Annotated in this window: 12 protein-coding genes; 3 read left to right on the top strand and 9 right to left on the bottom strand. The window is 46.7% G+C overall.

What is annotated here, in order from left to right; translation table 11 throughout:
- Positions 1 to 49 precede the first annotated feature (49 nt).
- The 3 genes from L5M11_RS12145 to xthA are packed head-to-tail and all read left to right on the top strand — an operon-like array spanning position 50 to position 1706.
- Positions 50 to 595 carry a septation protein A gene (locus L5M11_RS12145; RefSeq protein ID WP_028761007.1) on the top strand — a complete coding sequence of 182 codons (546 nt, stop codon included), beginning with the start codon at positions 50 to 52 and terminating at the stop codon, positions 593 to 595.
- Positions 595 to 894, top strand: coding sequence for a YciI family protein (locus tag L5M11_RS12140; RefSeq protein ID WP_028761008.1), 300 nt, complete (start codon positions 595 to 597; stop codon positions 892 to 894). The genes L5M11_RS12145 and L5M11_RS12140 overlap by 1 nt, the downstream gene beginning before the upstream one ends.
- Entirely contained in the window at positions 894 to 1706 is an 813-nt protein-coding gene (gene xthA, locus L5M11_RS12135; RefSeq protein WP_263192207.1) for an exodeoxyribonuclease III, read from the top strand. Before L5M11_RS12140 ends, xthA begins: the two co-directional genes overlap by 1 nt.
- 990 nt (positions 1707 to 2696) lie before the next feature.
- Here the strand turns inward: xthA and L5M11_RS12130 are convergent.
- The 9 genes from L5M11_RS12130 to L5M11_RS12090 all read right to left on the bottom strand — a co-directional run bounded on the left by L5M11_RS12130 (position 2697) and on the right by L5M11_RS12090 (position 13100).
- The gene (locus L5M11_RS12130) at positions 2697 to 3122 is read right to left on the bottom strand and encodes an SMI1/KNR4 family protein (protein ID WP_198572796.1); all 426 of its coding nucleotides are present in this window, start codon (positions 3120 to 3122) and stop codon (positions 2697 to 2699) included.
- Positions 3123 to 3309: 187 nt separating this feature from the next.
- Positions 3310 to 3678 carry an SMI1/KNR4 family protein gene (locus L5M11_RS12125; protein ID WP_263173836.1) on the bottom strand — a complete coding sequence of 123 codons (369 nt, stop codon included), beginning with the start codon at positions 3676 to 3678 and terminating at the stop codon, positions 3310 to 3312.
- Between the two features lie 500 nt (positions 3679 to 4178).
- Positions 4179 to 5630 carry a methyl-accepting chemotaxis protein gene (locus L5M11_RS12120; protein ID WP_263192205.1) on the bottom strand — a complete coding sequence of 484 codons (1452 nt, stop codon included), beginning with the start codon at positions 5628 to 5630 and terminating at the stop codon, positions 4179 to 4181.
- Between the two features lie 104 nt (positions 5631 to 5734).
- Complete coding sequence (locus L5M11_RS12115) at positions 5735 to 6226, bottom strand: DUF1097 domain-containing protein (protein ID WP_113940728.1); 492 nt, start codon at positions 6224 to 6226, stop codon at positions 5735 to 5737.
- 260 nt (positions 6227 to 6486) lie between these two features.
- The gene (locus L5M11_RS12110) at positions 6487 to 8733 is read right to left on the bottom strand and encodes a xanthine dehydrogenase family protein molybdopterin-binding subunit (RefSeq protein ID WP_113940727.1); all 2247 of its coding nucleotides are present in this window, start codon (positions 8731 to 8733) and stop codon (positions 6487 to 6489) included.
- A 1-nt stretch (position 8734) separates the two neighbouring features.
- Positions 8735 to 9238 (bottom strand): (2Fe-2S)-binding protein, encoded by a 504-nt coding sequence (locus tag L5M11_RS12105; RefSeq protein WP_263192202.1) that lies wholly within the window; start codon positions 9236 to 9238, stop codon positions 8735 to 8737.
- 3 nt (positions 9239 to 9241) lie between these two features.
- Entirely contained in the window at positions 9242 to 10024 is a 783-nt protein-coding gene (locus L5M11_RS12100; RefSeq protein ID WP_263192261.1) for a nucleotidyltransferase family protein, read from the bottom strand.
- Positions 10024 to 11040 (bottom strand): XdhC family protein, encoded by a 1017-nt coding sequence (locus tag L5M11_RS12095; RefSeq protein WP_263192201.1) that lies wholly within the window; start codon positions 11038 to 11040, stop codon positions 10024 to 10026. The genes L5M11_RS12100 and L5M11_RS12095 overlap by 1 nt, the downstream gene beginning before the upstream one ends.
- 320 nt (positions 11041 to 11360) lie before the next feature.
- A complete protein-coding gene (locus L5M11_RS12090) occupies positions 11361 to 13100 on the bottom strand; it encodes a methyl-accepting chemotaxis protein (protein WP_263192199.1) in 1740 nt (579 codons plus the stop codon).
- Between the last annotated feature and the right edge of the window lie 52 nt (positions 13101 to 13152).

Here is a 13152-nt window from a genome sequence, read left to right as displayed (position 1 = left end):
ATGTTGCACATGCTACACTCAAGCCCATGTCTCTTTAACATGATTATTTATGAAACAACTGCTTGATTTCCTGCCCCTCGTCATCTTTTTTGCCGTTTATAAATTTTTCGATATTTATATCGCCAGCGGCGCATTGATCGCAGCCACAGCGCTTCAATTGATCGTGACCTATGCGCTATATAAGAAACTTGAAAAGATGCACTTAATCACCTTTGCTATGGTGACAGTGTTTGGCACACTCACTTTAGTGTTTCACGATGATTCTTTTATCAAGTGGAAAGTGACCATTATCTATAGTTTGTTTGCCATCGCCTTAGGTGTCAGTCAATTGCTCAATAAATCGATATTAAAGTCGATGTTAGGCAAAGAAATGCAAGTAGACGACAAAATTTGGGCTCGCGTAACTTGGTATTGGGTGATCTTTTTCGCCGCTTGTGGCCTAGTCAATATTTATGTCGCCTTTAGTTTGCCATTAGAAACTTGGGTCAATTTTAAAGTGTTTGGTTTAACCGCTTTAACCTTAATTAATACTGTCCTGACCGTGTTTTATCTTTATAAACACCTTCCCGAAGATCAACGCAAGGAACTCAAATAATGTGGTATATGATTTCAGCTCAAGATTTTGAGAATAGTTTAGAAAAACGTTTAGCCGCACGCCCAGCCCATTTAGCTCGCCTGCAAGCCCTCGCCGATGAAGGTCGTTTACTGATCGCTGGCCCACACCCAGCCATCGACAGTGAAAACCCTGGTGATGCAGGCTTTAGTGGTTCACTGGTTGTCGCAGATTTTGAATCCTTAGTGGCTGCAAAACACTGGGCCGATGCCGATCCCTATATCGAAGCGGGCGTTTACCAAAGTGTTGTGGTTAAACCCTTTAAACGAGTCCTGCCTTAATGAAAATAGTGTCCTTTAACATCAATGGTCTGCGGGCGCGCTTGCATCAATTGCAAGCCTTAATCGATAGCCACCAGCCCGACATTATCGGCCTGCAAGAAACCAAAGTGCACGATGAGGCGTTTCCATTAGCCGAAGTCGAAGCCATGGGATATCAAGTGCATTACCACGGCGGTAAAGCTCACTATGGTGTTGCCATGCTGTCTAAAATCGCACCAGAAAAACTGCAAAAGGGTTTTCCAAGCGATGATGAAGATGCCCAGCGCCGCATGATTATCGGCACATTTACCCAAGCGAATGGTCGTCCATTGACTGTGTTCAACGGCTATTTCCCCCAGGGCGAAAGCATAGACCACCCAACAAAATACCCTGCTAAACGTAAGTTTTATCAGGATTTAATGCACTACTTGCAGACAAATCACAACAACGATGAAGATATCGCCATCATAGGTGACATCAATATTTCGCCGACCGATTTAGACATAGGCATAGGTGAAGTCAATCGTAAGCGTTGGCTAAAAACCGGCAAATGTAGCTTCCAACCGGAAGAACGTGAGTGGTTGAAAACCTTGCAAGACTGGGGTTTAGTCGACACTTTCCGTCAATTACACCCAGAGCGCATCGAACGTTATTCTTGGTTCGATTACCGCAGTAAAGGGTTCGATGACAACCGCGGCCTACGTATTGATGTGATTTTAGCAACGCCTTCACTGGCAGCACGTTTAGTCGAATCCGATGTCGATTACGATCTTCGCGGCATAGATAAACCCTCAGACCACGCGCCCATCTGGAGCACGTTCAAAGAGGCCTAATCCGCAGGGTTAACCATCTCATAGACATAAAAACATCGGCCTAAGCCGATGTTTTTTTATGGGCGAAACATATTTCATCTTTGTCGTTCGATGAATAGTCAATGAGTCAGGCTTGATACTGAACGTAATTCACTTTTGGACAGATATGTCTTGAAGACGAGTGTTTGGGGACCAATAATTTTAGTTGTGAGGAGTTTAGCGTTTGCTGATATCCACTCACACATGCTTGCCATGGTATTTGCTCGTCGACTCGCAGCCAGTCCATCCGTGAATGCTCGACCGCCCCATCTGATGTGAAAGGATTCACAAATGCCGCGATGGCATGGACGCCAAAGAGCGGCTATGGGGCGGACGGTCGTCTCGCAAATCACCAAGGCTCACCTGTTTAGCATTGGTGAAACCTGTTTGTTTTAAAGAAATAGGTAGTATGCTTTGGGACAAAAGCGTGTTAGGTCATCAGCTATAACAGGTGAATTTCGCATAGAAATTTCTATGGTGTAACGCCTTGCGCAGCTGCATTTTTGGAGTAGAAGCTTTTGTGTTATCAAACAAAAAAGAAGGAACGGAAAAATTTCAGATACAGCAATTTGTTATGTTCGCATTCTGATAATACTATCAACATATTGACGGACCATTATTCAACTTTCACATAGAAGCAATTACATTTACAACTGAAAAGACCAATTTGAGGATCTTTAGGTGTAACTCCCTTACGTTTAGCTTGTGAGTTAGCAACTTCTACAGCGTGCTTAATCTCATTAATTTCTTTGCTAGATAGCCTTCTCGTATGCCCATGTACAGGACATCGTTCTCGTTCTCCATCACCCGATATTCGCTCTCCTGACATATCGATGCCCTCTTTCTAATTTCTACCGCTTTAAACATAACGCCACCAGCAACTGCCGGAGTGAGTTGGAAGCTTTTTTACGTCTTTTTTGCAAAAAAGAAGACAGTTTACGGAGGTCAGATTGACTGGCCTTGTTAAACATTTTAGAAATTGAGCGAATAACCACTGGAAACCCACTCATTGAAATTTTCCGCCAACAATACCATAGACTCTTTCGTTAAATCGCCGAAAGGTACCCTATAAACTGGCCAGTCTTCTGAACTTATATTATGTGTGGTATCGAAGACAATTGACTCTCCCCCACCATCTGAACCAATAGCAACCAACCCAGGCAAGTATTGCTCGTAGCAATAGGCTTCTGTTAATTCGGATATCTCTTTAGCGCTCCAGAGCACAACTGAGTCATCTGGTTCTTGCACGCCAATCGGAGTTTCTGCCCCATTAGTTTCAAGCAAGAACTTCTTATACTCACTCGGAAGATCTGTTCCTAACCATTTCTCAAGAGCCTGAATTTCTTCAGCACTTGCTGGATTTTCCGGATATTCGAATTTATCTCGATATTTGCTCATAATGCTTAACGCCCATTTAAGGGGCTGATAATCGTTTGCTAAAATTGTGTAGCGAAGCGAAGTCGAGCAAACTGTTAGCCGTCCCGCTTTAAATGCTTGTATGGGTTAACGTTTGGCTAAGGGGCAGGCTTTAACCCATCACTGAGAGCGGAGCGAACGATTTGAACCACTATTTAGGCTATCACAGTTACTCAAGGTCTACACAAACCTGCTTGTGCCATGCAGAAAGATTCGGCCATTCTTCCTTAGTGCTGCCGTTGTGAGACCAATAAATTATCTCACCCGTCTTTGCTATGCAGAAATAGTCGCCATTATCCTCGATGAATGGCAAAAGGTCTCTTGGAAGACCAATGACATTCCAGGCTGTTTCAGCAATGTCAAAGATATCAAGATGACCAGAGCCAGGTAAAATTACCGCAGGCTCAAAGGTAGCGTTTGCAACATCGCTGCCAGACTTCAAAAATGATCGGTAGTCGTCATGAAAACTGATGCCCAGTTTGCTTTCAGCGCTGGTTATTTCGGTATCTGTCGGGTTTCGAAATGGATCGTTATTCATAATTATTGTTGCCTAACGTTAAGCGGCGTCCCAAGCCAATTTTAATTGACCGAGGCGAACAAGTGATACTCTGGTGAGCGTTTATCATCAACGAACAATTTAAAATTGCTTGATATTTTTCTTAAATATTTCCGATAAAGGTTAACACAATCAGCCATATAGAAACCATCAATTTCCCCAAATTCTATTTTTACAAAACACAGATTTCCACCGCCAACCACAGTGAAATACCCTCCGCAAAAAGGACATTTTCAGACATAACTTTCTCCCCTGAAATCTATGACCGTCAATTTAGATAATGTCACGCTGATAGAACGGAATGGGGCAATATAACTAAATAGTTCTTTGGGTACTTCCAAATTAAAATGGCGGAAATCTACGATTTCCGCCATTGTCTGATGATACGTTACTACTTAACATGAGACTCAGTATCGGGCGTTATTACTCTCCTACCCATGCTGAAAACTGGCAATGCCGACGACTCACCTTGAAGGTGAACATTAGCTAGTATGATACTGCTTTAAAATCCCATCTAACTCGACCGAGGCATGGTGCAGATCATTGGCTAAGGTCACACTGCGCTGGGCTGTTTGTTTGATAGTTTCCGACTGATGGCGGATTTCATTCAATTGTCCGGCAATGTCGCGAGCGGCGACACTCTGCTCTTCCGCCGAGGCGGCAATTTGGCTGCTCATATCAAATACCGCATTGACCGATTGCGCCATGCCTTGAACATCATCACCGACGGCGATAATCGCACTGCGACCTTCATCGGCCTGATCGACTATCTCCATGGTAATGCTAGATAAACGAGTCGTGCCAGATTGTAAGCCTTCAATCATGGCCTGAATTTCTACCGTGGCCTGTTGAGTTCGACCCGCTAAGGTACGCACTTCATCGGCTACCACAGCAAAGCCACGACCTTGCTCACCGGCACGGGCCGCTTCAATGGCCGCATTTAAGGCTAATAAATTGGTTTGCTGGGAAATACTGTTAATGGTTGTGACCACGGCATCAATACTCGCCGCATCCTTAGACAATTGTTCCACCGATGAAAACGCCGCACCAATCTTAGTTGAGAGTAAACCAATGCTTTCCACTGTATGGCTAATACGCCCACGACTGGCCAACATTTGGCTTGAATTTTCCTTGGTTTGCAACGAAGTATTACTCGCATTAACAGAGACTTCTTCAATCGCTGAGGTCATTTGTGCCATCGCCACGGCAACGGAATCGAGGAATTGATGTTGGAACCCAATCAGTTTATCACTGGTGGCCGCCTGTTGATTAAATTCATCGGATGCCAATGATAAGGTCTGTGCATTTTTGCCAATGGCTGACACCATTTCACTCATATTGTCGGCGCAGCGATCGATTTCCCGAGCAATCAAACTGAAATCGTCAGTACCAAAGAAGTTTAATCTAAAGCTCAAATCACCATCGGCTAAGCGTTTGATGGCTAAGTACATGTCCCATAATCCACCACCGAGTGAAGTCGAAATCCAGTAACTCAGTTGGAATAAAGGCAACAAGCCCACTAATGCTAACCAGAACATAAAGTTAGCATCGCTACGCGCATCGGCTTCCCACTCATGGACATTCTGTGTCAGTTGTAAGGCTTGACCTGACACACTGGCGCTGGCCGTCACTTTATCCCCTTGACGCTGCGCGTCACTTTGCCTTGAAGTTACAGTTAACCCGTATTGGCTGGCAAATTGAGATAAGGCCTCAGCTTCTAGCTTTTGCGCCGTTGCAACTTGCGCTAGGGTATCGACGCTAGCTTGAACCCGAGCGATAGAGGCCTGCTCAAGGTTACGGTGCGCATGTTGATAGTTGACAAGTGCCACGGCGGCCGTGATCAGCGCCACCATAGAACACACTACCCAAAACTTTCCGTTGAGACTGAACTTGATCAATATGGCATCAATGGTACGAAACTGGATTTGTTTCATCTTGATAATTCCTAAGAAAAAAATGCTATTTGGCACTAAATCAGCAGTATAGCTCAGATTGTCACGACAACTATGTCAGTCATAAGATCTGAGCAGGTATTATGCTAATCCGTGCTAGCAACTTGGTTACGTGTGGCGGCAGACCACTTTTGTGTCAGAGTAACCAACTGCCCCGTTAACAGGCTCATGCTAAAACCTAATAAGCCACCAATGATCAACGACGGCACGACATTGGCCACATCACCCGCCATAGCAAAGGTAGTGCAACAGCCAATAAATGCGCCGGGAATAAAGCTAAGCTTTTGATAACTTGCCTGTAAACACATGGCCGAAGTGGCTATGCCGGTAAAAATATACCCAAATACGGGCGAAATAAAAAAGCTGCTACCCGAGATAATGAGCCAAGCCCAAAATACACCGGACAGGTTTGTGCACCACGCCATCATCACGCCCTGAAAGCCAGCCTTAGGTTGAGCAAAAAAAGTGCTACAACCTAAAAAGCCGATCCAAGTGACCAGATGAAAAGCATCTGCGACGCCACACCAAATAGCCGCCAATAGGCCGGCAGAAATAGCGACTTGCCAACGATTTTCCATGGATGACCCCTTTAGTAATTCTATTCACGGAAGTTTAATACCCTTGGGCGCTCTAAAATGTATATTTTGAGGTGGCTTGGGTAAACATATTGGTTAAATTACCTCTATTTTGGTAACAAAAACCTGATCTATTGCTAATTTTCGGCATTAATGCCCGTAAAATCGCTAACAAGCAAATTTTTTGTGGTAAAAAAACGAAAAAAGCGCTTATTAGGCGCTTTTTTGTTCAAACGGCTTTCAGTTAACCCTCTTGCCGACACTTACACTCGCAATAGTTTATTCACGGGAAGATCGCGGATCCTCTGCCCCGTCGCCGCAAAAATTGCATTGGTCAAACTTGGGGCGACGGGCGGTACACCCGGCTCACCCACGCCTGCGGGCGGCGCATCGGATGCAATAATGATGATCTCCATATCGGGGGTTTGGGGAAGTCGCAGCAAAGGATAATCGTGGAAATTCGATTGCTGCACTTTGCCCTCTTTGTAAGTGATTTCCCCCATCAAGGCTAAACTCAGGCCAAATATAATCGCACCTTCTGTCTGGGCTTTTACCCTATCAGGGTTAACTATCGTGCCCGCATCGATAGCAGCGATGGCATTTAGCACTTTAAGCTGTTTATCCTCACTCACTTCCACCAGCATAGCCACGGCGACATAACTGACAAAACTGCGGTGCACGGCAAACCCCCAGCCCTGATTTTTACCCGCCTTGGGCGCCTTAGTTTGGGCTTTTTCGACCGCATCAATGACCCCAAAATAGCGACTGACGTCCACAGGGTGACGATTGAGCTCTTCGCCATAGTTGCCGTAAGTGAACTGTTGGTCGGTAAAGGTCTCACGCCTTGCTTCACCTAACAGGCTACGCCACATTGCAGGGCAAGAAACCTGAGAACGATGAGCCATTTCATCGACAAAACTGCCGACACTAAAACCGTGCTGAATGTTACACACAGAGCGCATCCAACCAATACGGCTGTGCGCCTGCGCTTTTACCGCTTCGTATCTTAAATTTGGCAAAGCAAAGGGCACATCCACAAAGCCTAAATCCAACTCACCGCCAGAGGGATATTCTACCCCTTCGGCAAAGGTTGAACTGATCGATGGGAATCCCGTACGGGCTAAAAGCGCGGTCGGTTTGTTGCTGGCATCAAACAGTGCCTGATAGGACTGGGCGCTGATAGCATGGTAATAACCGTTTTGAATTTCATCTTCGCGGCTCCAACTCACCTTAATTGGACACTTGAATTGCTTCGATAACAGCGCGGCTTCAACACTAAAATCAGGTTTGGATTTACGCCCAAAACCACCACCCAATAGGGTGACATTCACTTTAATCGCATCTTCTTCCATACCCAGTGCAGCGGCCACATTTTGCTGGGTACTTTGCGGCGTTTGGGTCGATGCCCAGATTTCACAGCCCTTTTCAGTCACATGGGCGGTGGCAACGGGAGGCTCGATAGAAGAATGAATTAAATAAGGCACGGTATAAACCGCCTTTAACGTATTCGCTTCGGGCCAGTTTTTGACCTCATCGCCAACTTGGCGCACAACATTACCGCTTTGCTGTACCCGCTCGACCAACTCTTTCAAATAAAGGCTTGAATCATGCTGACTGTTGTCGGCTTGAGTCCAAGTGACTTTTAAAGCTTTGCGCCCTTCAAGAGCACTCCACGTGTTTGTGGCGATAACAGCAACGCCGCCCAAAGCCTGAAACGCGGGAGCGCCCTTAGCGGCGGGCAAACGATACACATCCACGACACCGGCCACTTTGCGCGCTGCGGTATCATCCAAGCTTGCCACATCGCTCCCGAGCACCGGCGGGCGTATTATGCTGGCGTAAAGCATGCCATCGAGTTTGATATCGTAACCATAAATCGCGCTGCCACTTAACATGGCATCCATATCAACGATTTGACGTGATGAACCAATCTGCTTGAAATCTTTAACCTCTTTAAAGGTTAACGACTCAACGGCAGGTACGGGTTGCTCTGATGCGGCTAACGCTAACTCGCTGAACTTGGCCGAGCGGCCCGTTTTAGCATGCAACACTTTATGGTCGGCGGTATGCACCTCGCTCACGGGAACTTTCCAACGTGCGGCGGCGGCCTGCTCAAGCATGGTTCTTGCCATCGCCCCCATCTGGCGCATGCGGTCGTAATTTTCGCGAATACTGCGGCTACCGTCAGTGTTTTGGCTGGCATAACGTTTATCAGCTAAACCTTGAATAGGGACAATTTTATCCCAATCCGCTTCTAACTCTTCGGCTAAGACTTGCAGAATGCCGGTTCTGATCCCCTGTCCCATCTCGGAGCGATGGCAAGTGAGGTACACTTTGTCGTCTTCACCAATGGCAATAAACAGATTCAACCGCGCTTCTTTATCCTGCGCCAGCGCCATGGGGCTCCATGTTAGTCCGCTCGCCCCTAATGCTAATCCGCCACCCACTGCGCCAAACAGTTTTAACACATCGCGGCGGCTGATATTTTCTACGGCAGTAAAAGTACTCATATTAGCCCTCCTGTTTGGCATAGTTTTGCAGTGCGGCTTTGATCCTAGGATAGGTGCCGCAGCGGCAGAGATTACCCGACATGGCAGAGTTGATTTGTTCTGCAGAAGGTTTCGGATGCTGCGCCACTAACGCCGCAGCCGACATTAATTGTCCCGCCTGACAATAGCCGCACTGGGGCACGTTATGTTCGGCCCATGCATTTTTAAGCTTTTGATTATCAAGGCCTTCAATTGTCGTCAGTCGTTTTCCCTGTGCCTGCCCCAAACTGGTTAAACAGGCGCGTACGGGTTGACCGTCTAAATGCACAGTGCAAGCACCGCATAGCCCTGCACCACAACCATATTTAGTGCCCGTGAGCCCTAAAATATCCCGTAACGCCCACAGGATTGGCATTTTAGGATCGGCATCTAAGGTAAATGATTTACCGTTGATGAAAAGTGTTTGGGTGGAAGCGGCGATACTGGCTTCCTTGATAACTGCAGTGGTTGATAATACTTCTGCCATAACTCACTCCTTAAGTGCCAACCACGACGCAAGATCGGCTTGGGTATCAATATCAATTGCGGCGCGGGGTAGTGTTATAGCGACTAACGCTCCCTGCCGTGCTTGTTGTTTTAGAATCGATTTCGCCCCGCGATCACCACTCAAGTGAGTGAACTGCGGTAATGTAGAGGCATTAAAAATAGCAGGTACGCCTAAATCATCCAAATAATGGGCGGCAACGTCTTTACCGGTTTCATACCATGTCAAAATCAGTTGTCGATAATCGTCTGCACTCAAGGCCACTTGGTCTGCCAATGTCAGCAGCATGGCATCAAAGCCCTGCTCCTTGGCATAACTTGCTGCCAAACTCACTGAGGATGCTAAGCCTGTTTGCCACTGTGGATTAACTAAAATATCAAAGGGTTGGCGGGAGTGAAGCTCGACTAATAATGGCTGCAATATGTGCTGGTGAGCACCGAGTATGATTAACAAAGGCGTATGCTGGAGCGAATGAGTGTCTTGGCGATCCAAACCTAAATCTTGGCAACTAAGCTGCTGTAAACGCTCAACATGAGTGTTAATGATGGTTTGTTCGCGAATTTCCGTAGCGCTATGTGATGGTAGAAGTTGCGCTAACTTTACCCCATCAAAGCGCTTACTCTCACCCGCCGCAAGTACCACAATCAGCAGCCGCTTGGATGAGCATGGCGCCTGCTCTGCCGACTTTGGCACTGCTGAACTGGGCTGTCTCGAACCTGGCAGTGTCGACGTTAGCGCAGTGGGCTTTTGTACTGGCGGCAACATCATCAACGCATTATCTCATCGAGATGTTTTAAGGTCGCACCATGGAGCACCCCGTGGCACTGCGCCAAAATACTTAACGCCACGGCACTCGGTAACTCGCCGCCAAGGGCAAGCCCCGCGGGAGCAGAAAATACCCCAGTAAAAGATTCAGCACTGAGCCCTGCCATTCCAAGCACTTTATCCCGTCGATGGGCAGGACCAAGCAAGGCAATATAGGCTAGCGGATGCGCTTGAATGACCTTTAATGCCGCAGCATCTAAGCCCAAGTTATGGTTCATCACCACGGCGCAATCCAATTGAGCGATATGATTCGCGGTTAATTCCCCCGCGGTCAGTTTCACTATATGGGCATGGGGGAAATCCGCCGCTCTGGCATAGGCGGTACGACCATCGAAAACAGTCACTTGCCAACCTAAAGTGTGGGCCATGGCGGCAACGGGCTTAGCATCGATACCACCGCCAAAGATCCCAAGATGGAATCTTGGTCTCAAGGGAATAATCAATGATTCTCCCGCGTCTTGGGTGAAGACGCCCGTGCGTACAAAATCGCTGGCGGGGAATGGCGTCAACTCCTCAGAATAAAACGCAGCGTGATACTGGCGTGCATCCGTCCCCGCTTTGACTAAAGGCAATTGGTAAAAACCCGACCGACCGTGGCGAAATGCCTGCACTAGCTCAACTAAGCCAAGATCATGATTCTCTTTTAGCAGAGGGATCAACATGATATCTACTATGCCACCACAACCGAGTCGATAGCTGGCATCGGACTCATCGCTTGCATCATAGCTGACGCACATGACTTGCTTAGTCTGCATGGCATTTTGAGCATGGCGGCGTAAATCGGCTTCTAAACAGCCGCCACTTAACATACCTACGCCTTGACCAAACTCATGGAACAACATCATGGCACCGGGTTTGCGATAGGCCGAACCTTGAATTTGGGTGATCACCGCAAGCACCCAAGCGTCATCCGCCAGTGGTAGCCAATGCTCTAGTAAATCTTCGATTTGGTGATCCATCCGAAAGGACTCCATTGGGTTAGGGAGATTTAAAAATTTAATGCGCTTATCGCTATTGAAACGCTCAGCCGTTAATAACGCAGCTATCGACGTCTATTTGTCATCAAAGCTTGACGCAAGTTTTATCAGCAAATAAAACTGCTTCGTCAAACGCTCGCATTAAATATATGGACAACCAAGTTAGCAAAGGCGTGTGCGTATTGAAAGGAGTAATAGATTTCAAAAAGTGTTGAAGCATAAAATATGTTCAGGGGAAGCTAAAGAGGAAGAATTGACGTCCATGTCTGAGTGGCGTTTGTTCGCAAATCAATCACATTTATCTAAAACTGGTATTCGCCCGCCTTAGTGCGCAGTATCTGGGATTGGTTGTCTAGACTAATGGATGTCGATTCAATCTGTTCGATAATCTGTGATACTTCACGGGAATTATCGCGGATCACCATCATGCTCGAAGCGATTTCTTTAGAAACCAAGGATTGTTCTTCGGTTGAAGCGGCAACCTGAGTATTGATCCCATGAATCGCTTCCGTACTATGGCGAATATCCTCAAATACTGCCACGATACGTTGCAGTTCTACCCCCGCCTTTTGCATTAGCGTCGCCGCTTGAGTCACAGATGTACCCACTTGATTCGTACGGCTTTGAAGGCTTGCGACAATATCATCGATTTCCTTAGTGGAATCTTGGGTTCGCTGGGCTAATGATCGAACCTCATCGGCCACCACAGCAAAACCTCGCCCTTGCTCACCGGCCCTTGCGGCTTCAATCGCGGCATTCAGTGCCAGCAAATTCGTCTGCTCTGCAATCGCCTTAATCACACTCAACACATTACTAACTTGGGTACTTTCGTTCACTAAATGCGACATAGAGTCTTGAGTATTGGTAAACTCAGTTTCCAATACCGACATGGCTTTCAACGCTTCCGATACCGTCTGTTTACCCACAGTAACATGCGCTTCATTTTCAGCGGCGCGACTTTCAGCGTTCGAGGTGCTCTCACTCACATGCACTAACGTCGTGGTCATTTCTTCCATCGCACTGGCGCTGGCATCCAGTTCTCTCGCCACCCGATTTGAGCTTTCACGCGAAACTTGAATGGATGCTTTGGTTTGCTTCGCTAAATCAGCGACCTCTTTTGCAATGCCATCCGTTGTCGATAAGGAACTAGCAAGAGAAGAGATAAACAAGTTGATTTGATTAACGATTTCGCCAATCTCTCCCTGAGTGGTGACAGAGATCCGCCGCGCAAGATTCTTAGAGCGCTGAATGTCGAGCAACTCACTACAGGTCTGCACTAAGGGAGTCACAATCCGGCTTTTAACGATAATAAATCCGCCAACGGCGGCTAAAATCACGATAAATAACACCAGTTGGGACCAGTTTAATGCCGCATGCAGGGAATCGAGTCGGTTATTCACATCACCATCGGTACGTTTATCCAATGCTGTAAAAAACTCATCAATCGGCTGCATGATCTTAGCTTTTTCTCTGTGGTATTGGTCGCTATGTAATAACTCCCTCGCCATGGTTAAGTTAGGCTCACCTTTGATCGTGTAGGTTTGGGTGTTGGGGTCCATAAAAATACCTTTAACGGCATTCATGGCTTTCACTTCGAGGGCGACTAACGCATCTGAGTTTTGCTGAGCTTGTTCAAGGTAACGGAATTCTTCATCAGAAAAACCGAGGGACTTCATTTGCGTGTTTATCGCAATGCTAGCACCGTCGGGCTTTGGCTTATCGCCATAACTCAACACCAAATCCCAGTAAATCTGGTGATATTTTTCAGGTCTAGACTTCTCACCATTACGGATAGCCAAAATATCCATATACATTTTTTCGTATTTTTCATCACCCGTAACAGCGTAAGTTCGAGCGAGACGCGTTAGGTCATCGGAACTTTGTCTTAACTCATCGGCAACTTGATAGGACTGATATCGGACGCTAGCCGCATCATTAAAGAGATCGATTTTAGACTTAACATTGAAGCTCAATACCGCAGAAATCACGGCACTCGCAACTATGGTCGAAAAGACCACGCTCATCATTGTTTTTGTTTTCATACTTACCCCAGTAGACGGAAGAACTGCTTTAAGTCTAGAAGGAAAAACAGAA

The sequence above is a fragment of the Shewanella sp. SM87 genome (assembly GCF_025653705.1).
In the GTDB taxonomy this organism is placed as follows: domain Bacteria; phylum Pseudomonadota; class Gammaproteobacteria; order Enterobacterales; family Shewanellaceae; genus Shewanella; species Shewanella oncorhynchi.
The sequence above is the reverse complement of the archived record's forward strand: the minus strand, read 5'-3'. Positions and strand labels throughout refer to the sequence as shown.

Bases quoted from the DNA above. Each gene is read 5' to 3' on its own strand.
- xthA (WP_263192207.1), top strand. From the start codon at position 894: ATGAAAATAGTGTCCTTTAACATCAATGGTCTGCGGGCGCGCTTGCAT.
- L5M11_RS12105 (WP_263192202.1), bottom strand. From the start codon at position 9,238: ATGGCAGAAGTATTATCAACCACTGCAGTTATCAAGGAAGCCAGTATC.
- L5M11_RS12120 (WP_263192205.1), bottom strand. From the start codon at position 5,630: ATGAAACAAATCCAGTTTCGTACCATTGATGCCATATTGATCAAGTTC.
- L5M11_RS12115 (WP_113940728.1), bottom strand. From the start codon at position 6,226: ATGGAAAATCGTTGGCAAGTCGCTATTTCTGCCGGCCTATTGGCGGCT.
- L5M11_RS12110 (WP_113940727.1), bottom strand. From the start codon at position 8,733: ATGAGTACTTTTACTGCCGTAGAAAATATCAGCCGCCGCGATGTGTTA.
- L5M11_RS12130 (WP_198572796.1), bottom strand. From the start codon at position 3,122: ATGAGCAAATATCGAGATAAATTCGAATATCCGGAAAATCCAGCAAGT.
- L5M11_RS12095 (WP_263192201.1), bottom strand. From the start codon at position 11,040: ATGGATCACCAAATCGAAGATTTACTAGAGCATTGGCTACCACTGGCG.
- L5M11_RS12140 (WP_028761008.1), top strand. From the start codon at position 595: ATGTGGTATATGATTTCAGCTCAAGATTTTGAGAATAGTTTAGAAAAA.
- L5M11_RS12090 (WP_263192199.1), bottom strand. From the start codon at position 13,100: ATGAAAACAAAAACAATGATGAGCGTGGTCTTTTCGACCATAGTTGCG.
- L5M11_RS12145 (WP_028761007.1), top strand. From the start codon at position 50: ATGAAACAACTGCTTGATTTCCTGCCCCTCGTCATCTTTTTTGCCGTT.
- L5M11_RS12125 (WP_263173836.1), bottom strand. From the start codon at position 3,678: ATGAATAACGATCCATTTCGAAACCCGACAGATACCGAAATAACCAGC.
- L5M11_RS12100 (WP_263192261.1), bottom strand. From the start codon at position 10,024: ATGATGTTGCCGCCAGTACAAAAGCCCACTGCGCTAACGTCGACACTG.